General features: G+C 39.6%; 22 protein-coding genes. 9 read left to right on the top strand and 13 right to left on the bottom strand.

The window, feature by feature from the left end:
* Positions 1-9: 9 nt before the first annotated feature.
* Positions 10-2,703 carry a TonB-dependent receptor plug domain-containing protein gene (locus tag HJP15_RS02190; protein ID WP_054204072.1) on the bottom strand — a complete coding sequence of 898 codons (2,694 nt, stop codon included), beginning with the start codon at positions 2,701-2,703 and terminating at the stop codon, positions 10-12.
* On the bottom strand, positions 2,703-5,510 hold the full coding sequence (locus HJP15_RS02185) for a cadherin-like domain-containing protein (protein ID WP_170172963.1): 2,808 nt from the start codon (positions 5,508-5,510) through the stop codon (positions 2,703-2,705). The genes HJP15_RS02190 and HJP15_RS02185 overlap by 1 nt, the downstream gene beginning before the upstream one ends.
* A 160-nt stretch (positions 5,511-5,670) precedes the next feature.
* Here HJP15_RS02185 and HJP15_RS02180 point away from each other — a divergent pair, with 160 nt between their 5' ends.
* The gene (locus HJP15_RS02180) at positions 5,671-6,051 is read left to right on the top strand and encodes a VOC family protein (protein ID WP_054204185.1); all 381 of its coding nucleotides are present in this window, start codon (positions 5,671-5,673) and stop codon (positions 6,049-6,051) included.
* A gap of 107 nt (positions 6,052-6,158) precedes the next feature.
* Positions 6,159-6,395 (top strand): hypothetical protein, encoded by a 237-nt coding sequence (locus HJP15_RS02175; protein ID WP_054204070.1) that lies wholly within the window; start codon positions 6,159-6,161, stop codon positions 6,393-6,395.
* 24 nt (positions 6,396-6,419) lie between these two features.
* Here HJP15_RS02175 and HJP15_RS02170 read toward each other — a convergent pair whose 3' ends face one another.
* From HJP15_RS02170 to HJP15_RS02160, 3 genes are all read right to left on the bottom strand, one after another.
* Positions 6,420-7,013 (bottom strand): DUF4202 domain-containing protein, encoded by a 594-nt coding sequence (locus tag HJP15_RS02170; RefSeq protein ID WP_170172962.1) that lies wholly within the window; start codon positions 7,011-7,013, stop codon positions 6,420-6,422.
* 109 nt (positions 7,014-7,122) lie between these two features.
* A complete protein-coding gene (locus HJP15_RS02165; protein ID WP_054204068.1) occupies positions 7,123-7,587 on the bottom strand; it encodes a mechanosensitive ion channel family protein in 465 nt (154 codons plus the stop codon).
* Between the two features lie 8 nt (positions 7,588-7,595).
* Positions 7,596-8,066 (bottom strand): TlpA family protein disulfide reductase, encoded by a 471-nt coding sequence (locus HJP15_RS02160; RefSeq protein ID WP_170172961.1) that lies wholly within the window; start codon positions 8,064-8,066, stop codon positions 7,596-7,598.
* 239 nt (positions 8,067-8,305) lie between these two features.
* On the opposite strand from HJP15_RS02160, the gene HJP15_RS02155 reads away from it, so the two are divergent.
* Together HJP15_RS02155 and HJP15_RS02150 are read left to right on the top strand one after the other, a co-directional pair.
* Positions 8,306-8,995 carry a hypothetical protein gene (locus HJP15_RS02155; protein ID WP_170172960.1) on the top strand — a complete coding sequence of 230 codons (690 nt, stop codon included), beginning with the start codon at positions 8,306-8,308 and terminating at the stop codon, positions 8,993-8,995.
* A 288-nt stretch (positions 8,996-9,283) separates the two neighbouring features.
* On the top strand, positions 9,284-9,772 hold the full coding sequence (locus HJP15_RS02150) for a hypothetical protein (RefSeq protein WP_054452354.1): 489 nt from the start codon (positions 9,284-9,286) through the stop codon (positions 9,770-9,772).
* Here the strand turns inward: HJP15_RS02150 and HJP15_RS02145 are convergent.
* Complete coding sequence (locus HJP15_RS02145; RefSeq protein ID WP_170172959.1) at positions 9,769-10,974, bottom strand: anhydro-N-acetylmuramic acid kinase; 1,206 nt, start codon at positions 10,972-10,974, stop codon at positions 9,769-9,771. The two genes, HJP15_RS02150 and HJP15_RS02145, sit on opposite strands and share 4 nt — an antisense overlap.
* A 315-nt stretch (positions 10,975-11,289) precedes the next feature.
* Between HJP15_RS02145 and HJP15_RS02140 the strand changes: the two genes are divergently transcribed.
* Complete coding sequence (locus HJP15_RS02140) at positions 11,290-14,007, top strand: TonB-dependent receptor domain-containing protein (RefSeq protein ID WP_419761250.1); 2,718 nt, start codon at positions 11,290-11,292, stop codon at positions 14,005-14,007.
* Positions 14,008-14,353: 346 nt separating this feature from the next.
* Here the strand turns inward: HJP15_RS02140 and HJP15_RS02135 are convergent, their stop codons facing one another.
* Genes HJP15_RS02135 through HJP15_RS02125 form a run of 3 tightly spaced genes read right to left on the bottom strand, consistent with a single transcriptional unit; the run spans position 14,354 to position 15,783 of the window.
* Positions 14,354-15,193, bottom strand: coding sequence for an SMP-30/gluconolactonase/LRE family protein (locus tag HJP15_RS02135; protein WP_170172958.1), 840 nt, complete (start codon positions 15,191-15,193; stop codon positions 14,354-14,356).
* A 7-nt stretch (positions 15,194-15,200) separates the two neighbouring features.
* Positions 15,201-15,614, bottom strand: a complete 414-nt coding sequence (locus HJP15_RS02130; protein WP_231658986.1) for a hypothetical protein — start codon at positions 15,612-15,614, stop codon at positions 15,201-15,203.
* A gap of 22 nt (positions 15,615-15,636) precedes the next feature.
* Positions 15,637-15,783 (bottom strand): hypothetical protein, encoded by a 147-nt coding sequence (locus HJP15_RS02125; RefSeq protein ID WP_157756404.1) that lies wholly within the window; start codon positions 15,781-15,783, stop codon positions 15,637-15,639.
* A gap of 100 nt (positions 15,784-15,883) precedes the next feature.
* Here HJP15_RS02125 and curA point away from each other — a divergent pair, with 100 nt between their 5' ends.
* Together curA and HJP15_RS02115 are read left to right on the top strand one after the other, a co-directional pair.
* The gene (curA, locus tag HJP15_RS02120) at positions 15,884-16,915 is read left to right on the top strand and encodes an NADPH-dependent curcumin/dihydrocurcumin reductase (protein WP_170172957.1); all 1,032 of its coding nucleotides are present in this window, start codon (positions 15,884-15,886) and stop codon (positions 16,913-16,915) included.
* Positions 16,916-16,959: 44 nt separating this feature from the next.
* Positions 16,960-17,577, top strand: a complete 618-nt coding sequence (locus tag HJP15_RS02115; protein WP_054204060.1) for a glutathione S-transferase family protein — start codon at positions 16,960-16,962, stop codon at positions 17,575-17,577.
* Positions 17,578-17,674: 97 nt separating this feature from the next.
* Here the strand turns inward: HJP15_RS02115 and HJP15_RS02110 are convergent, their stop codons facing one another.
* The 3 genes from HJP15_RS02110 to HJP15_RS02100 are packed head-to-tail and all read right to left on the bottom strand — an operon-like array spanning position 17,675 to position 20,418.
* Positions 17,675-18,079 (bottom strand): VanZ family protein, encoded by a 405-nt coding sequence (locus HJP15_RS02110; protein ID WP_054204059.1) that lies wholly within the window; start codon positions 18,077-18,079, stop codon positions 17,675-17,677.
* A gap of 36 nt (positions 18,080-18,115) precedes the next feature.
* A complete protein-coding gene (locus HJP15_RS02105) occupies positions 18,116-18,433 on the bottom strand; it encodes a YkgJ family cysteine cluster protein (RefSeq protein ID WP_054452364.1) in 318 nt (105 codons plus the stop codon).
* Between the two features lie 47 nt (positions 18,434-18,480).
* Positions 18,481-20,418, bottom strand: a complete 1,938-nt coding sequence (locus HJP15_RS02100) for a RecQ family ATP-dependent DNA helicase (RefSeq protein WP_170172956.1) — start codon at positions 20,416-20,418, stop codon at positions 18,481-18,483.
* Between the two features lie 210 nt (positions 20,419-20,628).
* Here HJP15_RS02100 and HJP15_RS02095 point away from each other — a divergent pair, with 210 nt between their 5' ends.
* Together HJP15_RS02095 and HJP15_RS02090 are read left to right on the top strand one after the other, a co-directional pair.
* The gene (locus HJP15_RS02095; RefSeq protein ID WP_054204056.1) at positions 20,629-21,933 is read left to right on the top strand and encodes an NAD(P)/FAD-dependent oxidoreductase; all 1,305 of its coding nucleotides are present in this window, start codon (positions 20,629-20,631) and stop codon (positions 21,931-21,933) included.
* Positions 21,934-22,212: 279 nt separating this feature from the next.
* The gene (locus HJP15_RS02090) at positions 22,213-23,718 is read left to right on the top strand and encodes a phospholipase effector Tle1 domain-containing protein (protein ID WP_170172955.1); all 1,506 of its coding nucleotides are present in this window, start codon (positions 22,213-22,215) and stop codon (positions 23,716-23,718) included.
* Here HJP15_RS02090 and HJP15_RS02085 read toward each other — a convergent pair.
* Positions 23,710-24,492: a substrate-binding periplasmic protein gene (locus HJP15_RS02085; protein WP_054204054.1), complete on the bottom strand. Its 783-nt coding sequence runs from the start codon at positions 24,490-24,492 to the stop codon at positions 23,710-23,712. The genes HJP15_RS02090 and HJP15_RS02085 overlap by 9 nt on opposite strands.
* Positions 24,493-24,513 lie beyond the last annotated feature (21 nt).

Below are 24,513 nucleotides of genomic sequence, written 5' to 3'. Positions count from 1 at the left end.
AGTTTCCTCTTAATAATCTAAATTAATGCCTAACCAAAAGCGTCGTCCAAGTTCGACACCTGTTGTATAAGGGCTAACTTGATGCGTGCGTTTGTTTAAAATATTTTCACCTTCAAAACTTAAAGTCATCGTGTAATCACGTGCTACTACTAACGAGTATTTAACGCTACCGCTGAGTAACCAAAAACTTGGCCGTTTTTCTATTCGATACACGGGGTATTCTTTTCGGTTTGGTGCACAGCCATCGCAGATAGAGGTAGCTTCATTGACTGATTTTGTGGTGCCTGTTGCGTAAACCACATCCTGCGCACCATTAAAGCGCGCATAAGCAGACAGCTGCCAATTACCAAAATCGCCACCCCAACTTAAATTAGCGATTATTGGACGGTTAAAATCTTGTTTTTCAAGCTCCATATCATGACGAGTAATTAAATGATAAGTATCGTTCACACTTCGACTACTCAATTCATAATTATCAGATCTTAAATAAACCAGTTCATTATCGTCATACGAAAAATTTAGGAAATAATCGTTGCTGTTAATATAAGTGCGCGTTTCGCCATCGAATTGATCAGCGCTTGTGGTATTACTTGCATGTGATACATTAAATTCAATATGTTGATTATCGTATGTTGCCATCCACGAAAGGCTATAACGTTGATACTCGCTACTGCCTGAGTTAGCCCCATATAATATTGCCTCACCTAGGTCATTGGTTCCTCTAACGCGATTTATACTGTCTTGTTGATCACGATACAGCCACTTTAACTCGAGCGTTCCACCGAACAGTTGATGTCGATAAGCGGCTGTGAGTTCATCACTAAACGGGGTTTCTAAATCATTATAAACATAGCGATAACCACTGTTCGTAAGTGAAGCTTGCCATTGCTGAGGCCGATGCTGATAAATAGCCCTCACTTCACTGTGGGTTGGGAGCATCGCTTCATTTAATTTATAATTAATTGCATCACTTGCGTAATAGCGATTTGCACCAAATACAATTTTGCCATCTCCTTCAAACAGCGAAACAGTGCCGCGTAGACGAGGTGCTAAATTATGATTAGTAAAAAAGTCATTGTAATCGTACCTAAAGCCCAATGTTAATGAGTAGTTTTGCCACTCAAGTTGATTCTCAAGATAGGCTGAAAACACATTTACTTGCGCTTCTGCTTTAGCTTTTGGCGTTACTTGGCGACTTTGAAAATATTGCCCTGTTTGTTGAATATTACTTTGATACAGTAAAAAATCGTCATTGTTTTGCAGATCAAGTGGACGTCCTAGCTCTTTTTCTAGATCAGCGATAGATCTGTAAAGCTGTGTTTCTACGCAATCAAGCTGATACCCTGCACAATCAACCATCGGGGAAATAATTGACCCGTTATACACTATGGCATCTTCTAAACGATCAAATACAGATGTTTGCTGCTCTAGTGAATAACCTATTGAAAGCCTATAATCACCGTCCAATACTTTTGCTAAAGGGATTTCAAAATCCTGTTTAGCGCTAAGTGTTTGTTGAGTTTTCTTGATATCGCCAAAGCCACCTTCCAGACTGTTTATAGACCCATCATATTCACCCCAACTTTTACCTGCGGTATTTAACCAGGTGTACCATGCTGAATTCGCGTTTTTTGAGTTTTCACTGCTGCGCCAGCTTAATTGAGAGTTAATATAGCCCCAGCTTCTATCTGCTTGCCAAGTAAGTGCCGCATTTGTGCCCCCACCTTCAATGGTATAATCGCTATTACGCGCATTAACATCAAAGTAATTTCCCTCATAAGGCGCGAATAAATAGCTCAGTGAAATATCATCATTTGCAGTTAAGGCATAATCAAATTTAATAAAACCATTGTGGTTAATTTGTTCTTGCAAGCTTAACGCACCTAATTGCTCTAAGCTTTCTTGCGATTCTAGGTATTGAAACTGTGCCACAACACCGAGCTTATCTGTAACTGGTGCTGAAATATAAGTACTAAAATCGCGTTTTTGAAACACCGCATTGTCTAAAATGTCTGAGCCATCAAAATCAGGTGAGTAATAATTATGATACTCGACCCAGTCATCAGCCGTTTGCCGATAGCTTACCCCAAACGATAACTTATCAAGCGCTTTACGAGTTTGTGCTTGTACTAAACCACCGTTAAAATTGCCGTATTTGGCAGGAATATTACTATCGTAAACCTCTATACTTTCAATTAGGTCAAGGTTCAAAAACACTTCTTGGCTATGACCTGCAACATCTTGGAGTAAATTTCTATCGGTGTTCCCTGCTACATTGTTTAAGTTTGAATTATTCGAAACACCATCAATGAGGTAAGCAGTAGCACGACCATTAGCGCCTGAAATAGACACTTCAGCGGGTTTAATATTGCTTACTTGTTCAGCCGTGTAAGCAGACTCTCCATATTGCACGCCGGGTAAAACACCTAAAAGATCATTTAAATTACCATTGCCAAAACGATAATCTTTAATTAACTTACGATCTAACGTATATACACCCTGACTCCCCATGGAGATAGGATTTAACTTTTCTCCCTTAACCTCTATAACTTCAATATTTTTAACACAATGAGAATCTTGACCATCGCATGTTTCATAACGACTATCGGTAATCTCTTTCTCATCACTTGCGCTTTGCTGTGCATAAATAGGCGTCGTTAGCGCAAGGCTAACAACACCTAGAGTAAAGTTTATAAAACTCATTACTGACGTGTCTTATCTAATGGGTAAGCATCAGTTAGATCATCAACACCATCGTTATCGCTATCTAAATCAAGTTCAATTGCAGACTCTTCAATCATTTGCTCACTTGCATACGGTAAGAAGAAGTTTGCTTTACCATCGTTATCTGTATCTACGGTGGCAATGTTATCCCCCGTAAACGCATCAAACTGGCTTAGGGATTCAATCACAGAAGTCAAAATAGAGTCGTGCTCAACCACCCCAAGTGAATCTTTGTCTTTTAGCTCAATTGCACTATCAAATTGCCCAATTGCCAAGTATTGCTCAGCAAACTGTGGATAATATTGTAACTGCGTTTGTAGTGAGGCTTCATCTAAACGAGAGGTATTCCATTTCACTAAATCTGCCCATAAAGTTGCCGACTCTTCACGAAGCTGCTGATAATTATCAATTCTCCCAGCTTGTCTAAGCAATAACCTATAGTAGGATTCAAAGCGGTAATCATCTTTTGTAGTGGTTGCTTCAAAATAGTCTTGTGTCACTGAAAACTGATATTCACTGCTTACCAACGACTCTATTTCTTTAATTAGTTCTACATATTCAGTGTAATGAGTCAGCGCTGTAGCAAAGTCACCGCCGTAGGCAAAAGCAGCAGCTAGTTTACCTGTGTCTCTTAATTTTTGCGTAATTTGACTGTCATCGTATGCTGTAATAAAGCTTTGTGCTTTTTCAACTAGTGGGCTTACTAGTTCAGCTTGTCCTAATAAATAATGGTATTTAATCAAATCAATACTTGAATCAACAATGTGGTTAGCGGTTACATCTGTACCACTGACTTGCCCATATTTTTGCAATGAAATTTCGCGGCACACCGTTAAGGTTGATACGGCTTGATCGATGTACTTTTGCTCATCCGTAAAGCTAATTATTGTTGATAGCTGATTCAGTATAAGCTGACACCCCGTGACACCAGTAACAAATGCTTGTTTTGCTATATTTTGCGCTAAATATTTTTCAGAACTTAAAACGCTTAAACCCTCTGCGATGTATTTTGCTGCATCTGCATAACGCCCTTGCTCAATCAAAATTGCAGAACCACCAGGGTTAGAACTATTAAAAGACGTAATTGTTGTAAATAAATTTCTTAAATCACTCTCATCTTTTTGTGCAAGAATTAGCGCTAAACTTTCATCTGCATCTTCAATGCTGCGCACATATGCAAATAAACGTGCTTCCTCTGCATCTTCTTTAGCCCAATTATAGTGAAAACTATCTTTGTCAAACTTACTTAATAGTACTGTTTCAATATCTATTTCGGGATAAAGTGTCACCAAATGCTTGGCGTAGTCTATTAATCCAAAAGGGTACTCGGTAAGGGTAACTTGCGCATATTCATCTGCTTCTCGAGGGTATGTATTATCGTAATTAACAACGCCATTTAAAGCTAATGCGTCCGCTATTGCATTTTTTGCGTCATTTATTTCATTTAATGTTATGTAGTTTTCTACAACATTAGTTAATGCTACAAGGCGTATACTGTAATATTTTTCCCCTTCATTGCCATTTCTGTCGTTCGACACATAGCTGTAACCTATTTTATTGGCAAATGTATATAGTCTATCCGCCATATTTTTAGCATACTGAAAATCTTGCTCAGTACGGGTTTCAAGCCAAATATTTATTACATCTTCAACCGTATCTCTAAATCCAAAAAATAATCGCAGCGCTTGAGTAGTCTGCTCTTCATCAAGGGCTGAGCTTAATAAAATATCTAGAATATTATAGCTTTGTAGTGCAAGTGTTGGCTCACCCGCGTTTAGGTATGACTTAGCTAAAGAGTAGAAAAAGTCTTGGTCGTCTGCTGTAAATGCAGAAATGCCTTTGGTCGCAATATAGGCAGAGTATAAGTTACTTGCCTCTAATCTAAGCTCATTCGCTCTTTCAAGTTTACCTAATAAAGTGTATTGATTAGCAACATTAACAAGTGCTAAAGCGCGTATTTCATCACGAATAATGCTGTCTTGTGTAATTAAACGCTCTGCCTCGTTCTCTAAACCAGCTTCTGCGTACCCTATTGCCAAAGCTGAGTTTACTTCACCAATATTAATGTCATTTTGTAACGTAGTAGTAAGCTGCTCTGAGCGCTTTAAATGTGATTGTTCTGACGCGTAATAATAATAAGCACGATCTGAATTAGTCGATAAATTAGCCGATATTTCGAGTATTTTACTTACAATACCACCGTTTCCATCATCAACAGTTAGTTCAAAGTTATCAACTGCATTGGTCAAAGCAGTCGGCGTATAGGTAATTTCACCCGTGCCTGAATTGAGCGTAAGCTCACCATTAACGGCTTGTTTTGAAATTGTATATTTAAGTGTATCTGCATCGATATCTGTAGCGGTTACCGTTCCAACTTTTGTCTCGCCGCCACTAACCTGAACTTTATCTATACTAATAACAGGGGTATCATTCACTGCTAACACGTCGATTGATACTGTTGTTGTTGCAGAGCCTTTGCCATCAGACACCATCACTTGAAACGAGTCAGCGCCGTTAAAGTTGCTATCCGGTAAATACGTCACCTCGCCGGTGCTGGTATTAACATTCACGCTACCATTACTCGCAGCATTCGCTAAAGAGTAACTAAGTTGATCATTGTCTACGTCTGTTCCATTTACCGTTAATGTCACGTTTGAATCTTCATTTAATGATGAAGAATACGTCGCCTGAGAAAATTGTGGTGCGGAGTTTGACTCAGAACCTGAGCCGCCACACCCACTTAGAAGTATTGTGCTTATTGCTATAGATAAAAATTTTAATTTCATGTCAATCCCCTGTCAATTTGACGCAGATCCTAATGCAACTCATTATCATTTTCAATAGCAATTTGAGTATTAATTCTAATTTTTTATTTGCGCTCAAATAATTTATTAAAATAGCGTCAATAGGCTATGTTTAATGTATGAAGGTGATTTTAGGAATAATATGCAATTTATGACTAACGTTATCTATGTTGATAACGTGGAAGAAACATTAGATTTTTATTATCAAGCGTTTGGTTTTATTACTTTTTCATTAAGTGATAACGCTGAGTACGGTGAACTTGATACCGGCAATGTAAAAATAGCATTTGCTAATCACCCCTATGCGCAAGCTCATTTTAAACAAGGCTATATTCGCGCGCACCCAAAGCAGCCGGCGTTGGGGTTTGAGCTGCGTTTTACATGTAATAATTTAAGTGAAAGCTATGATAAAGCAGTATTAGCTGGGGCTGAACCACTTTGTCCACCCTGTCAAAAAGAATCTCTCCATTATGCTTACGTGCGTGCAACTGAAGGCACTTTGATCTGTTTAGTGCAGCTTTAAGGCGTTCATCAAAACACCATTAAAGTTTAACAAAGCAGCAATATAAGCCACACGCTGCTGTCATCAAATTTCCTTATCTTAGCGGTAATTTAAATAAGGAGATGAAAATGAATACGCTACTACTTACACTAATGCTATTAAGTCCAAATGAAGCTCAATTAAATGAACAAGTAAACCTGCAAACAACGCAAGTATTAAACGCTCTACAAAAACAGACAACTATTGAACTGAAAAATCAAATTAAAGAAACACTGGAAAATATGGAATTGACCCTACCGCTGGCTGTTAATAAACTAACTGTAGCCAAACTACATACTGAAAAAAAGCAACTTAGCGAAGACTAAGTTGCTTTTTCACTCATAAGAATATTATTTTCCTGACAATGCTTTTTCAATCAATGGCACTAAAGGTTGAGGTAAAATCACATGCCCCCCGAGTACAAATTCATGTGCTTCTATAGACATTTTTTGCCACGTACGCTGCAAAATACCTATCCATTTTTGCTCGTCGTAATCTGGCTTTGTTTGTGCAAATGCCAACATGTAGTGCTCAATAAACACCAGACTGGCAATATCTTCCACTAATTGGCTATCAGGATTACGTTTGATTTGGTTTTTAGCCACCGCTTCATACACGCGCTGTTGATCAACCTCAGAGCACCCCACTTGTTGCATGAGTTCAACCACTGTTTTTGCATGAAAAACATACAATGCACTGCGCCACTGATGATAACCCTGCTTATCCATAGGAAAATCACTGCGCGGCGAACACCAACGTTTAATATGCTGAGCTCTAACGGCAATATGCATTAACGGATCAGCATCAACGTTAAAACGGTTCAACATCTGCGTCATACGCTCTGAATACAGTCGCTCTTTAGGCCAGTTTTTTCCTGCAAACTCTTCACAGTTTGGATCTTCGCTATTCGCTTCATCAATTAACGCTATCACATGTTCAAACATTCGGGTGGTCACTACGGTCAAATTTATAGACTATTTTAATCAGCTCATTAGTAATTAGCTAGTTGAAAGAACAGAAGATCTTCCATGCGGTGTAAAAATTATTAAACTGTTACGGGTTATTTATTGTGACTTTATTACTAAGAATTAATGAGTTGGGTACTAAGTGACGACAACCATCCGTTTTTAAGGTAATGTATCTGAGGTTTAAATCAACAACCACGCCTTTGCAGCTAGCGACTTCGATACTATCACCTAATTTAATAGGCCGATAAAGCACAATCATAATACCTGCGACTAAGTTAGATATTGCATCTTTAAGCGCAAATCCCAGTGCAAACCCCGTTAATCCTAATCCTGCTACTAAACCCGTCACATCAAAGTCGAGTTTTGATAAAGCCAGAACTGTACCAATAAAAATCAGAATCGCTTTTTGTGAATTTGAAATCAACCTGAAGGATTCCGCTGTATTACCATCAAAACGGCGTTCAATTTTTTTTAATGCAAAGTGAATTATCAAACTCACAAATAAAAAAACCGCGAAGACCGTTATCGCTGCAATAATTTTATCACTCATTAAGTCAGTTACTCTTCATCAAAATTTGTTAAATCGATAACAAGGGAGTTTTTAGGTTTTTCAACAACACGGCTTAGCTCTTTACCTTCTTGCATGACGATCATTGTTGCCGTGTATTTTAGTTCATGTGCCGATGCAACACCTGCAGGGTCTTTCTTGTTATACCCCACTGCAATTAGCTGCAAACTATTCACGGCCACTTTTGATTTTTCTAATAATTTGAGTAAACGAGGCACTTCACGCTGGCTATCATGACACCAAGTACCAAATAGCACCAAAATGTCTTTTCCTGCTAATTTTTGGATTAATTCGAGTTCATCTGACGTTGCTGTAAAGCGCTCATACTCTTGGCTAAACTTATTGTAATCTGCCAATAAAGTAGACGCTGAAATATCACCACTAAATGGCGCTTCATCACTGGCGCTGGCGCTCCAAGACAAACACACCAAAGTACATAACATGAGTAAATTTTTAAGCATAATTAAATTCTTTTATGAGTTAATGCGGTGACTATACCCAAACAGTAAAATAATGCGAGTGTCTAAAATAGATAGGCATCATTTATAATCAAAACCTTCAATATCAATTAACCCTTCATGCCATCCATAACCGCGGGTAAATCACAGCAATGTCGACAATAAAAGCTAAAATAAAATATTTAACTTGAAATGAACAAATTAAAACAATACATTGTCGACAATAATTTCAGGGAGATAATATGTGGTATAACTTATTTGGAACAATCAACACACTCTTTATTTTTGTTAGTCTATATGGCGTTTTTTTGCAGTTAAATAAAATTTGGGCAAGAAAAAAAGATGAAGAACCTAGTGCGACTAATGTTTTATCTCAAAACCAGTTCACAATGAGCTTTCTAGCATATTTTTCTTTTTTTATATACGGATACAGCATAGAGCCATTAAATCATTACATCGTGTGGCCAAGGCTTATTGCTTCAATATTGGTTACTTTAATATTATTTGAAATGTGGCTCGACCGAAAATCAAAAACTTCATATTTTTGCATTTTATTCATCGGATGTAGTTTTATCTTTGGCATTACAGGGTTTATTTTCAAAGACAACTTTTCTGGTCAAAGTGAAAATTTGTCTACAATCTTGATTTTGGTAATAACCTTTTTATTAGCCCAAGGCTATATCCACCAAATAAAGTTAATTATGAATACAGGAAACACTGGCGCAATCGATATCCGAATGAGTCAGTTTATTTTAATGATGGACGTTTCCACTATAGCATTCGCGATATCAATGGGCATCAGTCAAGGTTGGCCTTTAATTGTGCTTGCTTTAGTGAGCGGTATAACTAAAATAATTATCATGTATTTATTCAGATGGGTTCGCATTAGTCCACTAGCTGAGTTTCGCAGGGCCTACAATAAGTCACTATAGCTTTTAAGTTAAGCACTCAAGCAACCTCAAAATGGAGCGTCACTTTTAAACCAAACAACTGGACGATAGATAGGAGCCTATTCTCATATACCCTGATTAAGAAAGGTAAGATTTTGAAGATCTGAGCTTATAGTGACAGTAACTATCCCTATTTGAAGCTAGAAGTAACTAATTTTCATAAATGTACGTTTAAATAATACTGTTTTAATCAATAGTCATAATTCTGTAATTTAAATAGTGGATACTTTCTATCCGATATAATTAATCACGTACAGACGACACACATAAATGACAGCTCCCATGGTGCAACTTGCATTTGCACTGCAATCTTATGAAGATCCATTATCAGCAGCTATGGCACATACCACTGAGTATGATCCGTTAATATTGCATGCAAATTCAGATCATAAAATTAGTTTTTTATGTGTATTACCAGATGATGCCCATGAAGGTGACATAATTTCGTTAAGTGCAACACATTTAGCGGCTAGAAATGCACGCTATTTTGTGACGTATACGTTAAAACAAGCTGATTTAGAACAAGGCACAATCATTTTAGCGTTTGATAAAGTAACCTGTAGCGATGATTACGTATTACAAATGATGTTACATGGCTTACATGCAACGCTCAAAGACAGCGCTCAATTTGACGTCTCAGTGAATGCATTTAAGTGTGGTTACGTATCTGACGATCCTACACCACTGGCACTCACTAAAAGCCTTTCGTTTCGCCAGTATCTAAGCAGCTTTAGTAGCTCATTTTTATCTTTTTTTTAATCTGCAAAACTAATTTTACCCATTGTAATATTGGGGATCCCTTGTGTTTGATTGCCAAAACGCTGTTTTTCCCCCGCAAGACACTCATTCGCTAAAATCGCAAATAATACCGCTTCTTTTGCATCAGGGTTAATACCTAGTGCCTGAGTATTCTTGATCTCGTCAAGTTGTGGGCATAATGCCAAAAGATGTTTCATGAGTAATGGGTTATGAATTCCACCGCCACTTGCGTATACCTGGACATTACTTAGGTTAACGCTACATTGATTAATGGCATTAGCGATAACCTGCGCTGAAAAACGATTTAAAGTTGCCATCACATCAAAATGGCTTAAATGCGTTGTCTCACTTGCTGCCTGTGCTGTCGCTAAATACTGTAAATTAAAGACTTCGGGCCCGGTAGTTTTGGGAAAACCCAATGCAAAAAATGTGTTTTCACATAATGCATCAAGTAATCGTTGATTAATTGAGCCTTGATTTGCGACTAACGAATCACGGTCGTAATGCAGTGGTGCAAAGAAACGCTGAATATACGCATCCATGATGGTATTACCTGGACCGATATCTGAACTAAAAACCGCCTCTGGATCTGCACTTTTAGGCAAGTATGTTAAGTTCGCAATTCCTCCCATATTAAGTAAAATGCGATTTTCTGCGGGGCTAGTAAAAAACAAATAATCACCATATACCGCCAGTGGTGCGCCTTCGCCTCCTGCTGCAATATGCTTTTGGCGAAAATCACCGATTGTAGTGATGCCTGTTGTGACTGCTAGATGGTCGCTATCTCCAATTTGCAAAGTACCATGCTTAAAATCAGCATGTTGATGCTGACTTTTAGGGCAGTGGTATATTGTTTGCCCATGACTTGCTATAACGTCTATATCCTTTGCGCCTAGCTGCCACTTAGCTAGGCATTGGTTAACTATTTTTCCATGTAAAACGCCAATCCACGGATTTAATAAAGTAACGAGTTCAAGGTCGCAGTCGCGCTTTGCGAATACGGTTTTTATTTTTTGTTTGTAATCATCATCATAATCAACTGTTTCAAAAGCAAGCAACTCAATCTGAGTATTCATTCCATTGCCTGACATTTTACATAATGCGACATCAAGCCCATCTAATGATGTTCCGCTCATCAAACCTATTATTAGTTTTTGTTGTTTTTTTGCGCTGTTATAAAGCGCTAATATGTGCTGATGCATTTTATATGCCCTTGAATATCAATATATAAATTAGAATAAATACAAACCAACCTAAGGAATACTTTATACCTTACAAGCTAAGAATGAAAGAATAATTATTGCAAACAACTATGAAATGCTTTAAAACTAGGCATTCTATCAATTGTATTAAATAAGTAACCAGTGAGAGCTGCGAATTAACAGCGTGCAACATTGAATCGTATTTTAATGCAAAGATATTTTACATGCTTAGCCAATGCATGTACTGACAACAACCCATGGTAACAACATTACATAATAACGGGAACGACAATGAAACACTGCAATAACCGCTCAATGCGCCCTCTCATGTTACTTTCACCTATTGCGCTTGCTATAGTCACAACCACTAGCCCAGCATTATTCGCTGCAGAACAAACCACTGCAAAAAAGCAGCCTGAGGTTATTACTGTTACTGGTTCGCGTATTCAGCGCACAGAGCTGGTATCAAGTAGCCCTGTTATGAGTGTTGACGAAGTACAAATTCAACTCGACCGCGCTGTTAATGTTGAAGATATAACTGCAAAACTTCCGCAAGCCGCAGCGGGTGCAAATAGCACTGGGGCAACAGTCGGTGATTCATTTGGTTCATCAACAATCGATCTTCGTGGCCTTGGCCAAAACCGAACATTAGTGTTAATTGATGGTACCCGTGCAGTTCCTTTTAGTTTTCGTAATTCGGTTGATGTAAATATTATTCCTGCTGGGCTTATCAAACGTGTTGATGTACTAACCGGTGGTGCCGCGGCTGTATATGGCGCCGATGCAGTTGCTGGCGTAGTTAACTTTGTACTTAATGATGACTTTAATGGCGCTGAGTTTTCAAGCAGTTATGAAACGGCGGATGGGGGGAATGAAAAACTCAATTTTGAAGCCATTTTTGGTGGCGATATCGCGGATGGCAACGGTCACGTTACTGGTTACTTAGGCTATTCAGAACGTAAAGAGTTACTTGCCGGTGAGCGCGATTTCGCTCTAAAAAATAGCGCAACGATGATCAATAGTGGCGGTTTTTATACCGATGTAGCCTCAGGAAATAGCATCGCTATTAATGATGCAGGGCAAACAGTCGCTGAACGTCAAACCAGTGATTTCACCCGTCAACGTTACTTAACCCAACCAATGGAAAGACTTTCAGCTGGGTTGCTATTCGATGTAGATGTTGCTGATAGCGCCATTGCTTATGGCCGTGCGATGTATTCTAAAGTCACAGTGAATGGGGCTGGTGCCAGCGGCCAGACGCCTATATTTGTTAATGAACAGGTTACGCTCAGCCAAGATAATCAATATATTCCTGCTGCATTACGCCAACAATTAACATTTGATACCGAAGGTAATGCACTCGTCAATGTAGAGCGAAACTTAGGGCTCGGTGTACAGCACACTAAAGCCGTACGCGACTCTTTACAATTTCAATTAGGCTTAAAAGGCGATATTACTGATTATTTACGTTACGACATTTACGGCCAGTATGGTCAAACTGATGAAGTAGCTACGCTTTATAATAATGGCTATAAAACGGATAGTAACGGCAATAGTCGCTTTGCCAGTCTTGCTAATACTAAGGACATTTTTGATCCTAACCTTGATTTGAGCAGTTTTAGCGACCCACTTATATACACTACTCGTGAACGCACACAAAGTGTATTTGCTGCAACACTATCAGGGGATTCAAGCCCTTTATTTGAACTACCAGCAGGCTATGTTGATTTTGCAATTGGCTACGAATACCGTAAAGAAACCGGTAAACAAACCCCAGGGGATGCGTTTAGAAACCGTACTAGCTTTGCCGCTGTAAGCGCCTTCGATATGGATGCCAGTTTTAGCAGTGAAGAATTTTATGCTGAAATTTTAGTGCCTATTTTAGCTGATATGCCCTTTGTAAAAGAATTAAGTTTTGAAGGTGCTTATCGTATTTCTGATTACTCAAATACCGAAGCAGAAGACACCTACAAACTCGGTATTAATTGGGCAATCAACGACGACATTCGTATTAGAGCAAACAAACTCACAGCCTTTAGGGCACCAAATTTAGGTGAGTTTGCCAGCCCAATCACTGCGCTTTCACTGGCCTTATTTGATCAAAATAGTGATCAATTTGTTCCGCGTTTGGCTGGCCGCTACGATGGCGATCCTTGCTTACTAGGCACCGGTGACGCTACGCAATGCGCCGCTTTTGGCGCGCCAGCAGCAGGCTCTGTGTTTGATACCAGCCAAGCCGCTTATACTTACGGTGGTAACCCTGATATAAAACCTGAACAAGCAGAATCAGATACCTTAGGCGTTGTATACACCCCGAGTTATATTGAGGGCTTTGATCTGTCATTAGATTATTACAGCATTAGAGTAACCGATGCAGTAAGCCAAATTCAGCCAGGTGCTGCGCTACAAAGCTGCTATATTGATAATCCAAACCCAAATAACCCACTGTGTAATGCCGTACTTCGCGACCCTAATACCGGATTTATTAGCACTGCGATCGTGAATGACTTTAACCTTGCCGCTATTGAACAAACGGGCTTTGATCTTGCGGCTAACTACGTGTTTGATGCACCGATGGACTTAGGTGGGCGTTTTCGATTTTCTTATCAAGGTAATTTTATTACCGAGCAGACTCGCCAAAATAACAGCACAGTAGCTGAAGTTGACTGTAAAGGTACGTATGGGAGTGCCTGCTCAGGCGACTTTGCCAGTATTTTACAAGCTGACTATAAGCACAGAGCAACATTTGACTGGCAACTTGATACTATGAATTTTCAGTTAGGCTGGCGCAGAATTGGAGAAGTAGACTACGCTGTAGATAGATCAGAAACAATTTCAGCACAAAATTACATGGATTTTGCTGCGTCGTGGCAAGCAACTGACGATATTGCCGTTAACTTTGGTATAGACAACTTGTTTGACAAGGCACCACCAACACCGGAGGTGGGCGCAAACCATTTTAATACTGTCAGCGATTACAGTGTAATTGGCCGTACAGTGGGTATTGCAGTTCGTTACTCACCACATTTTTAGTTAATCCAAAATTGCGACAGCAACACAGGATTAAACCCCAAAAGCGCACCCTGCCCGGTGCGCTTTTATTTCTATTAAGCTACTCATAGTAAAGTGGGTTTTAAGTGAATTATTCACAAAGAGGTTATGAAACGCTGCGCTGAAGAGGTAAATACGCTAGGTTCTAGAATTGTTCCGCAGTACGTCGCGCGAAACACGCAGCATTTTTGGTTTCTCATTTACTCTCATTCACTTCTCTTTGTGCAAATAGGTTTTATAGTTTGGGTTCAGCCCAAAATACCTCACCACAGAGCTGACTGAGAAAATAGTAATCGCAGCTAAGATCAATAAATGTCACCCAGCTTTGCTATAAAGCTAGCACTTCTATCGCGCCGCGTTTTTGCATTGTTACATAAAGCTTTGTTTGCTCTTCATTAAACGCAACGTTCGTTGGGTGCTGGCCTTTTAATGTGTATGTGTGGAGCACCTTGCCAGCTGGGCTTATTTTTAATATAACTCCTGCACCATAACGTGCTACAAATATATTCCCTTGATTATCAACCCGCATACCATCCATACCATGCTCGTCAAAACTGACCAGTAACTGTTTATTGCTGATATTTAAATCACTATCAAGGTCATATTGCCAAATATTGCGCTGTACGCTTTCGTTCACATAAAGTTTAGTATTGTTGTTATTGACCGCTACGCCGTTGGTAGTGCCCATTTTATTTTCAAGCAATACTGTTTGGCCGTCGGCATTTATTCGCCATAATTGCCCTGAACTATTTGCCCAATTAGGGTCGCTGGCAAACAGTGCACCGCGTTTTGTTATGGCTATATCATTAGGCTGGTTCATAGCGCTGTTGTGCGCAAATACACTAATTTGTTTCGTGTCTGCAGCTACTTTTAGCACATTATGATTTACGTAATCAGCAACATATAAATTACCTTGTGCATCAAATTGTAAACCATTACCAACGCTGTCATTAGGTAGCTTAACAAATAACTGTGTGTTGCCTGCGTTATCTACTTTGCCTATAGTCCCTTGCTGCGCAAAATTTACAGCGTATAAATGGTTTTTATAAAAGGCTGGTCCTTCAACACCTTGAGTGAAGGTGTTGTCGGTCACAAGATCGGTGCTTTGCTCGGCCAAAACGTAAGTACAACTTAATGCACATAAAAGTACAGGGAAACTATATTTCATGTCTTTCCTAATTAAAGTTTTTGCTAGTGTAAATGGCTAAAATTGGATAGTCGGCTTCACCGAATGAGACTGTCACAGAGCGTAGTTCGCCATCATCGAGTTTAATCCCGTCAGTTAACGACGAGGGTCCTTTACGTGAGCCATCAGCAAATAATGCCATTAAGTGCGATCCTTCTAGAATACGCGAACCCGACGCATCATTGCGCACAGTAATAACAGCCAAGCGTTTCCCCGCTTCGCTACTCATAAAAACAGAGTTAACTACACTAAAGTCACTATTTTTTGGCTTAATGCGAGCATCGTTCTCAAAGGCAAACTGCATTCCTTGTAGCCCAACTTGATCGACAGATAAAACATCGTTCGCCGCCGCGGAGATAGGTAGTAATAGACTACACAAAAACAATAAATGCATGTTTTTCATTTCAATCCTTTGTTCTTTACGTTTATTCTTTAACCACCGTTTTTAACATACCTAGTCCCTTTTTTCGAGCTAAATCTGTAGTAAAGCCCACTATTGCAGATATGCAAAAATCATTACCTGTACAGAGATAAACATACCATTGAATTTGTACACCGCGCCCTAACTTCATATCTAAACCTGCTGATTTACTGCTAACACCGTGAATGACTGAGCATTTAGATTTACAGTTTTTACGAATAGCATTTCTTTATAGAAAATGGAGCCTTTTTATGCAATCAATAGAAAATAGACAATTCACACTCGCATCTCGCCCACACGGCGCGCCTACCGATGAAAATTTCACGTTAAAAACAGTACAATTACCTGCACTTGAACAAGGTGACGTGTTGCTACGCACTATTTATTTATCGCTAGACCCTTACATGCGCGGCCGTATGAGTGATGCTAAATCATATGCTGAGCCTGTTGCGATTGGTGAAGTAATGGTCGGTGCGACTGTCTGCCAAGTTGAACAATCAAAAAATGATCAATTTACGCAAGGCGAATGGGTATTGGCCTACACCGGCTGGCAAGAATACGCGATAGTAAAAGGTGACGGTTTAATGTCGTTGGGCCATGCCCCTAGCAAACCATCTTATGCGTTAGGTATTATGGGTATGCCTGGCTTTACAGCTTACATGGGATTATTGGATATCGGTGCCCCTCAAGAAGGTGAAACCGTTGTTGTTGCTGCTGCAACAGGACCCGTTGGCGCAACGGTAGGCCAAATAGCGAAACTTAAAGGCTGTAAAGTAGTCGGTGTAGCAGGTGGCAGTGATAAGTGCCAATATGCTGTTGATAAACTTGGCTTTGATGCCTGCATAGACCACCGAGCTGATGATTTTGCAGAGCAGTTAAACAAGGCGTGCGACAAAGGTATTGATGTTTATTATGAGAATGTGGGCGGAAAAGTATTTGACGCCGTACTACCTTTACTTAATACCGCGGCCCGCATTCCTTTATGCGGACTAGTTTCACAATATAACGCCACCGAGCTACCACAAGGCCCCGATCGCTTAGGCATGTTGATGGGGCAATTACTCACTAAACGTATAAAAATGCAGGGCTTTATTATTTTTGATGATTATGGCCACCGTTATGATGAGTTTGCAGCTGATATGCAAACCTGGCTCAGTGAAGGAAAAATTCACTATCGCGAGCACCTCGTTGATGGGTTTGAAAATACCCTCAATGCATTTAACGATATGATCTCAGGTAAGAACTTTGGTAAAACTGTAGTTCAAGTAAATCAACCGCTTTAATATTATTTGCGCAGCAATTAATTGCTGCATGTTTAAGGACACACATGATTAAATTACATCACTTAAATAAATCACGCTCAAAACGTATTATTTGGTTACTAGAAGAGCTAAATCTGGATTACGAGATTGTTGCATATCAACGTAACAGTGACACTTTTTTAGCCCCTGATGAGCTTAAAAACATTCATCAACTTGGTAAATCACCTGTAATCGAAGACGAGGGTTTAATTGTTACTGAGTCAGGTGCAATAACCGATTACTTGATCACAAAATACGGTAACGGTGCATTAGCGCCAAAAGCGGGCACAAATGAATATGTAGATTACCAACAGTGGCTGCATTTTGCTGAAAGCTCTGCAATCTTACCGCTGCTCTTAAAAATGTTTGTACTAAAAGATGGCGCTAAAACGCAATTTTTAGAAGGCTACGCAGACGCTGAATCAGCAAAAGTGATCAGCTACTTTAACGACCGCCTTGAAGGTAAACGCTACTTAGTAGGCGACACTCTCACCGGTGCAGATATTATGATGTCGTTTATTGTCGAGATTGTTAAAAATACAGGTCAATTAGCACATTTCCAAAATCTTGTACGTTATGATGAGCAACTACAAAGCCATGAAAAATGGCACACATCACAAGAACTCGAAGCTAAATACGATTAAAGCGTAATAGCTAATTATTTGCCAGTAAAGGGGTGTAAAGCCCCTTTACGTTTTATTTAGTCATTAACGTTATGTGAGCTTTTATACCCAAGCCACCTCAAGATGCAGAATTCGCATCTTGAGGTGGTTTGGGTATACTTATAAGCTTGGTGAGCAGACTAAAAGTTATAATACCTAAAATATCCGCAAGTAAATCAAACGCATCTAATGTTCTATTAGGTATGTAGTACTGACTTAACTCCTCCACAAGAGCAAGTAAAAATACCACTGTAGAGCCAACATATATATTGCATGAAATGAGTGAATATGACTTTAGTTTAAAGACAAAGTTAATGCCTAAGGTGAGCAGACCAAATAGACAAAAATGTCCGACTTTATCGCCGTAGGGAATGCTTCTGACAAGTTCAAAAAAAATGCTATTTTGTCCTGTGTTGGCTAAATATATTACCCACGCAATAAACCCGAGAAAGGCAACTGACAAACTAGAGATTAACTTATGCATAAATCGAGTGACTATTTTTATTAACACGTTAGCTTATTATATACCCGCTAACTCGCGTTCGGTAATACATTCGCCAGAGGCCATTTCAAACTCACGACACACCAGTGGTCGGTTTTCATAGATTGAGCACATTAAGGTGTTGCGATCGAGAGCTTGGCACCAGCCATCATCGGCGCGTTTCATCACTTCGCTGCCCCATTTATCATATTCAATATAATGAAATGGCACACCGGTGTCGGTCACTATACGTACCTCTAACTGACAACAACATGCTTGGCAATTAGCGCATGTAACAGGCTCTGGTGTGTTAGTAACTGTTTCGATTGGGGTAATAGGGATGACGGTTTGAGGCATAGCGGCTTACTAAAATAACGTTAGCCGCTTAGGATACACGAGCAAAACTAACGTGCCAGTAGTTTCGCTTTTATTTCACTGTAGCGTTGCTGCTCGCACAATCCAAAACCACTCAGTTGCCGTACTTTATTACGGGCAAATAATGGCACGCTCATACCCGCTAAAAAACGACATTGGGTTTCTATACCGATATTGTTAAAACCTTTTGCGGCCAAGTGGCTCAATAATTCATCCGTTCTTTGATAAATCACATCATCTGCAACATTGGTAGGCGTAATAGAGTATTCAAGCGTGACTGCTTGCCCACGACACACCGAGCAATGCCCGCATTGCTCTGGCGCTTTGTTGTCATCAAAATAGCGAGCCAAGTTATAACTTAAGCAGCTTTTTAGCTCAAAAAAGCGAATAAGTGCCGCTATACGCTTGATCTCTGCTTGCTCCTTATCAACAAAGTAATTATGCAATTGCTGAGCAAGCTCAGGATTATTAATTACCTCTGTATGCACTTGATACACCTGAGTAATGCGTTTGGTTTCAAGCGCGATTAAGTTTTCCTCTGCTAAATAATCAAGCGCCGCAACCACCCGTTTTCTATCAACTTGAGCGGCTTGAGTGAGCGTATCAAAATTAAGTGCGCCCCAGACTTTCTTAAACTGGGTATGGCTGAATATTAAGTTTAAAAATGCTTGTCGTGTCGCATCAAAGTGACCAAGTAGCTGCGCTTTATCAACCAAAAATTTATATTTAAAATCGGCGTAATATGCGTAAAGTGGCGTAATAGCACCTTGCATTTCAAGTTGAACGAGCAGTGTTTTAAGTGCAAGTTGACGAATATTACTGTCGCTAGATAGGCTATATTCTTGCATTTCCCAACGCTGTTGCTGATCTAAATGTTGGCGAATATCATTAATAACATGCTCTATACCACTAAGCTCTGGCGTATCGCCATAAACAAAGTTTTCAACCGTGTTTAAACCATCTAAATTAGCCAGCGTAAAGCACTGCGATGGTTGTCCATCACGCCCTGCCCGGCCTATTTCTTGGCTGTAGTTTTCTATCGACTTTGGTAAATCATAGTGAATAACAAAACGAATGTCTGATTTATCAATGCCCATACCAAAAGCAATAGTGGCAACAACGACATTGATTTTACCGGCCATAAAATCATCTTGAATACCATAACGTAGCGTATCTTCAAGCCCTGCATGATAAGCGACAGCGTGTAAGCCTTGGCGGCTAAGCTCTGCAGCAACTTGCTCAGCGCTGTGTTGTAGCGTCACATAAACAATACCTGGGCCTTGTTGATCGCGGACAATATTAGCAAGTGTACTGGCTTTATCAGCCGTTTTAACACTCAGTACCGATAAATCTAAATTAGCGCGATAAAACCCCGTTTGCACAATGCATTCTGGGGCTATTGCAAAACGTTCGCTCATATCGCGTTTTACTTTTTTAGTGGCCGTTGCTGTTAACAATAGCACTAAAGGAATATTCAGCTCTTCACGGTAACGTGGTAGTTTTAAATAATCAGGCCTGAAGTTATGGCCCCATTCAGAGATGCAGTGAGCCTCATCAACAACCAACATTGAAATAGCAACTTGATTAATAAATTCCCTAAAACGCTCATTCTTAAAACGCTCTACAGACACCATCAGTATTTTAACTTTACCCGCGCGTACATCACTCATCACGGTGTGGCTTTGCTCACTGGTTTGGCTGGAATCTAAGCTTGCTGCATAAATACCTTTACTGTTTAAAAAACTAATTTGATCTTTCATCAAGGCCAATAATGGCGACACAACCAAAGTGAGATTGGGTAAATGTAATGCGGTTAATTGATAGCACAACGACTTACCAGAACCTGTTGGAAAAATAGCCAGTGAAGATTGCTGATTGAGGAGTTGCTCAATCGTTTGCTGCTGTCCTGAGCGAAACTGATTAAAACCAAAATGTTGCTCAAGCGAAGTAATTAGCGAAGCCGTCATGTTATTCCTTTGTAGTAAATTCCCTAATAAAGGAAATAATAGCCGTAAATTTAACAAACTGCCATGTTACCTTTTTTGTGGCTTGATTTCTTTGCCTTTTTTACTGACAAATATATTTAAAAGGCGCACAATTAGCCTGTTGCCAAGGTATAGCCATACCTAAGTAGTTTACCCAGACTATTTAAGTATAATTCTTTTGAGGGCAACGTAATGATAACCACACATCCTAAAATAGTGATCATCGGTGGCGGCGCAGGTGGCTTAGAACTGGCAACACAATTAGGGCATAAATTAGGAAAGAGAAAACACGCAGATATTTTACTCATTGATAAAAACCGCACTCATATTTGGAAGCCGTTACTTCACGAAGTAGCAACAGGCTCTATTGATGCCGATTTAGACGGCGTTGTTTACTCAGCGCATGCAGCTAAACACCACTACAATTTTCAACTTGGTACCTTTTGCAACCTCGATAATACGCAAAAAACTATCACTCTGAGCCCATTAAATGATGAGCTTGGTCATCAAATACTTCCCCAGCGCATAGTGCATTATGACTACCTAGTGATCGCCATTGGCAGCGTAAGTAACGACTTCAACACGCCAGGTATTAAAGAGCACTGCTTTTATCTTGATTCAAACCAACAAGCTGAACGCTTTCAACATGCATTACTGGATAACTTTACTCGCTTACACCAAGACGACGACCCACAACATGCTTTAAATATTGCCATTGTTGGTGGTGGTGCTACGGGGGTTGAGTTAAGTGCTGAGCTTTACCATGTCTCTGATTTATTAAAAATCTATGGCTTGACGAATATGTCGGCTAAACGTTTGCATATTCATTTAATTGAAGCGGGACCACGTATTCTGCCCGCATTATCCGAGCGTATTGCCAGCGCGGCTAAGCGAGAGCTATTAAAGCTCGGTGTAACTGTGCGCGAAAATACGCAAGTTAAGCAAGCAATTGAGCATGGTTTTATTACCCAAGATGATGAACAGATTAATGCTGATATCATGCTCTGGGCCGCAGGTGTAAAAGCACCTGACTTTGTTAAAGAGATCGACATTTTTGAGCTCACCCGCAATAATCAAATTAAAGTGAACGATTATCTACAAAGTAACAATGATGAATTTATCTATGTGTTAGGTGACTGTTGTGCATTTACACAACCTGATGGGAGCTTAGTCCCACCACGTGCGCAATCTGCTCATCAAATGGCGCAATGTATTGAAAAAAACCTTATTGCAACTTTGCGCCAGCAGCCATTAAATAGTTTTAAATACAGCGATCATGGCTCGTTGGTTAACCTATCTCGCTACAGCACAGTAGGCAGTTTAATGGGTAATCTCACCAGTAACAGCTTTTTTATCGAAGGTAAAATAGCCCGTTTTATGTATATTTCACTGTACCGAATGCACCAACGCGCGATTCATGGCAGCGCGAAAACATTTGCACTGTGGATAAGCGAAAAAGTGCTGAGAGTTGTTCGTCCAAAAATGAAGTTGCACTAAAGTTAACCCGGTGAACTTTAATGTTCACCGGGTTATCATACTAATCTGCATAAATATTTGAACAATTTAACGAATTAAATTGACCCCATATCTACGCGGATTGGTATCACTGTATACTTTCGATCGTGATTTTTTATTTTGCATATCTGCGAAAGCGCCTTGTTATTACAAGCGGTGTCTTTAGCTAAAGTTGTTAGACAAAATAATTTAGCAATAACTGTCTTCAATTTTTAATATTTGCTGTGTAAAGTAAGATAAACCACATAAAGGAATGATGCTATGGCGCCCAAAACGCTGATTTTCAATTTTGATGGCACGGGAAGTGAGCCTCGTGATGCAGAGCAATTTAGCTCTGATCACTTTAAAGAAGATGCCAGCATTTCTAATATCCTCAAACTGCATTTATTGTTAGGCGGTACGCTAAACACTGAAAAAGCGGTGAAATTCGAATCACAACATAGTTTTTACTATCAAGGCATTGGCACTAAAGGCAGCAGGCTAAAGCGCGTTCTAAACCAAACATTTGCCCCGCGAGATGACGATGTAGCCAGTATTTTAAATCATGCGATAAGCGATTTTAAAAAATATTATGTTGGCGGTGACACCGTTTTATTAACTGGTTTTAGTCGTGGCGCCGCCTTAGCTCGGCGCTTTGCTAAATGCTTAGAAGCTTTGATCACACATCATGTTTATTTATGTGTATTTGATACTGTTGCTTCCATTGGGTTATCTAAAGTCACCAAAGCAACACGAGGTGCTGAACACGTTATTTTTGAAAACCACACCTTAGCAAATAATATTACGCAAGCACTGCATTGTGTTGCGCTGGACGAGAAACGTCGTGCTTTTGAGCCCACTTTAATCAATTATCAGCAAAACGTACAAGAAGTGTGGTTTGCAGGTGCGCATTCTGATATTGGCGGCGGCTATTATCGTGATGGATTGGCTGATATTTGTTTGCGCTTTGCGATAGAGTGGCTCTTAGAACAACCCCTTTCATTGCATTTTTTAACCAGCCAAGCTATTGACTACCAATCATTATTTGCCCAAGGTCAACATGCTTTAATTGCACAAGATGACATGACTGTTACCCCAGACCCTTTTGCATTAAGCCACCAGCAAAATTACTTTTGGTTTAACCCCTTCTTTAAATTAGTTGATCGTGAATGCATAGTGCTGGTAAATGATGAAAAAAGTGAATTATTACCTCATGTTCATCATAGTGTTGCTAAACGAATTCATCATTTAACTAGCTATCGCCCTGAGTCACTCAAAAGCTTACCGTATCAATTGCTATATGCAGATCAACGCTCACTTAACTTTATTGGTTTCAGGGATCATATTGCACTGGTTAATCAAAATATGACGGTACTACAAATTGGTCAACACCTTGATGTGATGATTTATGCCGCAGAGCAATATAACGCCACAGGGCTAATGCTCGAACAAGGTGCAACCTATCGTTTTCAAGCCTACCCTGAGCAACAATGGTATGACGACGGCATTAAGTGTGGCCCCCAAGGCTGGCATCGAGATGGTGTTAGATTAGGTGTAAAAGAAATATCGATGGCGATATTAGAACCATTTCGTCGCTTAGCGAGTGCACAATGGTTTGCATTAATTGGCGCGATTAATTATACAGATGATGATGTGTTTGAAATATCCGCAGGCGGCGAATTTAAAATGACTAAATCAGGCGAGTTCACGCCATTTGCAAATGATTTAATGCGCTTTTATGGTGCTAATGCGGGGCATATTAGGCTTAATGTGACGCGCTTAGGTTGAGTTACCCAAAAATGGTCTTGATTGGGTATAACTCTCGATAATTTGCTTTATTGCTGCTTGGTTATTGCTGATAGCAATATTTATTTTTTTTAGCTCAAGATGAGACAGGCTTTTACGACTTAACATAAAATGTATGGGATTATCATGCACAACATGAGGGTGAAGTGTCACACCCGCTATTTTCTCTTGTTTAATTAAATACAGACCAGAGGTCTCATCATCAATCATAAAATCAACTCTTTTTGCTTTGAGCATATAAAGGCGTTGTTTAATCATTGGCACGCGCACTATCAACTCTTTAAACTGCTCCTGACTGCTGAGTGATTCAAACTCTTTCCCGTAATACCCTCCGTTGTTTACCACGAAGGTTTGTCGTAAACTCATTAAGCTCTGTAGGTTGTGATTAAATAACTTAGCGTCTTCATACCAAAAAAGACGCATCCTTTCACGCCTATAAGGAATAGAAAAATAACTATATTGCGCCCTTTGATGACTAAAGCTTGCTGCAGGTACTAAATCGACATGCCCTTTTTTCAATTCTACCAACCCTCGAATTGAAGAGGGTAGAACTACGAATTCACTGCAAAACCCCGCTTTATTTAATATAAGACGAGTTACTTCAATATCTATTCCTGATAACGTTTGCTCTCCTTCAAAGTAAAATGGCGGCCAAGGTTGCCCTAACCCTATTTTCATAGTTCTTTCACATGCAATACTGACTTGCGCAATCAAAGCGAACAGAATAAAAATATATTTGATAGGTGGCATACTCATTTTAAAACTCGTTAACTATTA

It is taken from the genome of Pseudoalteromonas sp. NEC-BIFX-2020_002 (assembly GCF_013002825.1).
In the GTDB taxonomy this organism is placed as follows: domain Bacteria; phylum Pseudomonadota; class Gammaproteobacteria; order Enterobacterales; family Alteromonadaceae; genus Pseudoalteromonas; species Pseudoalteromonas neustonica.
The sequence above is the reverse complement of the archived record's forward strand: the minus strand, read 5'-3'. Positions and strand labels throughout refer to the sequence as shown.

Excerpts from the sequence above, each read along its gene's own strand:
- HJP15_RS02190 (WP_054204072.1), bottom strand. The coding sequence starts at position 2,703 with ATGAGTTTTATAAACTTTACTCTAGGTGTTGTTAGCCTTGCGCTAACG.
- HJP15_RS02185 (WP_170172963.1), bottom strand. The coding sequence starts at position 5,510 with ATGAAATTAAAATTTTTATCTATAGCAATAAGCACAATACTTCTAAGT.
- HJP15_RS02180 (WP_054204185.1), top strand. The coding sequence starts at position 5,671 with ATGCAATTTATGACTAACGTTATCTATGTTGATAACGTGGAAGAAACA.
- HJP15_RS02175 (WP_054204070.1), top strand. The coding sequence starts at position 6,159 with ATGAATACGCTACTACTTACACTAATGCTATTAAGTCCAAATGAAGCT.
- HJP15_RS02170 (WP_170172962.1), bottom strand. The coding sequence starts at position 7,013 with ATGTTTGAACATGTGATAGCGTTAATTGATGAAGCGAATAGCGAAGAT.
- HJP15_RS02165 (WP_054204068.1), bottom strand. The coding sequence starts at position 7,587 with ATGAGTGATAAAATTATTGCAGCGATAACGGTCTTCGCGGTTTTTTTA.
- HJP15_RS02160 (WP_170172961.1), bottom strand. The coding sequence starts at position 8,066 with ATGCTTAAAAATTTACTCATGTTATGTACTTTGGTGTGTTTGTCTTGG.
- HJP15_RS02155 (WP_170172960.1), top strand. The coding sequence starts at position 8,306 with ATGTGGTATAACTTATTTGGAACAATCAACACACTCTTTATTTTTGTT.
- HJP15_RS02150 (WP_054452354.1), top strand. The coding sequence starts at position 9,284 with ATGACAGCTCCCATGGTGCAACTTGCATTTGCACTGCAATCTTATGAA.
- HJP15_RS02145 (WP_170172959.1), bottom strand. The coding sequence starts at position 10,974 with ATGCATCAGCACATATTAGCGCTTTATAACAGCGCAAAAAAACAACAA.
- HJP15_RS02140 (WP_419761250.1), top strand. The coding sequence starts at position 11,290 with ATGCGCCCTCTCATGTTACTTTCACCTATTGCGCTTGCTATAGTCACA.
- HJP15_RS02135 (WP_170172958.1), bottom strand. The coding sequence starts at position 15,193 with ATGAAATATAGTTTCCCTGTACTTTTATGTGCATTAAGTTGTACTTAC.
- HJP15_RS02130 (WP_231658986.1), bottom strand. The coding sequence starts at position 15,614 with ATGAAAAACATGCATTTATTGTTTTTGTGTAGTCTATTACTACCTATC.
- HJP15_RS02125 (WP_157756404.1), bottom strand. The coding sequence starts at position 15,783 with ATGAAGTTAGGGCGCGGTGTACAAATTCAATGGTATGTTTATCTCTGT.
- curA (WP_170172957.1), top strand. The coding sequence starts at position 15,884 with ATGCAATCAATAGAAAATAGACAATTCACACTCGCATCTCGCCCACAC.
- HJP15_RS02115 (WP_054204060.1), top strand. The coding sequence starts at position 16,960 with ATGATTAAATTACATCACTTAAATAAATCACGCTCAAAACGTATTATT.
- HJP15_RS02110 (WP_054204059.1), bottom strand. The coding sequence starts at position 18,079 with ATGCATAAGTTAATCTCTAGTTTGTCAGTTGCCTTTCTCGGGTTTATT.
- HJP15_RS02105 (WP_054452364.1), bottom strand. The coding sequence starts at position 18,433 with ATGCCTCAAACCGTCATCCCTATTACCCCAATCGAAACAGTTACTAAC.
- HJP15_RS02100 (WP_170172956.1), bottom strand. The coding sequence starts at position 20,418 with ATGACGGCTTCGCTAATTACTTCGCTTGAGCAACATTTTGGTTTTAAT.
- HJP15_RS02095 (WP_054204056.1), top strand. The coding sequence starts at position 20,629 with ATGATAACCACACATCCTAAAATAGTGATCATCGGTGGCGGCGCAGGT.
- HJP15_RS02090 (WP_170172955.1), top strand. The coding sequence starts at position 22,213 with ATGGCGCCCAAAACGCTGATTTTCAATTTTGATGGCACGGGAAGTGAG.
- HJP15_RS02085 (WP_054204054.1), bottom strand. The coding sequence starts at position 24,492 with ATGAGTATGCCACCTATCAAATATATTTTTATTCTGTTCGCTTTGATT.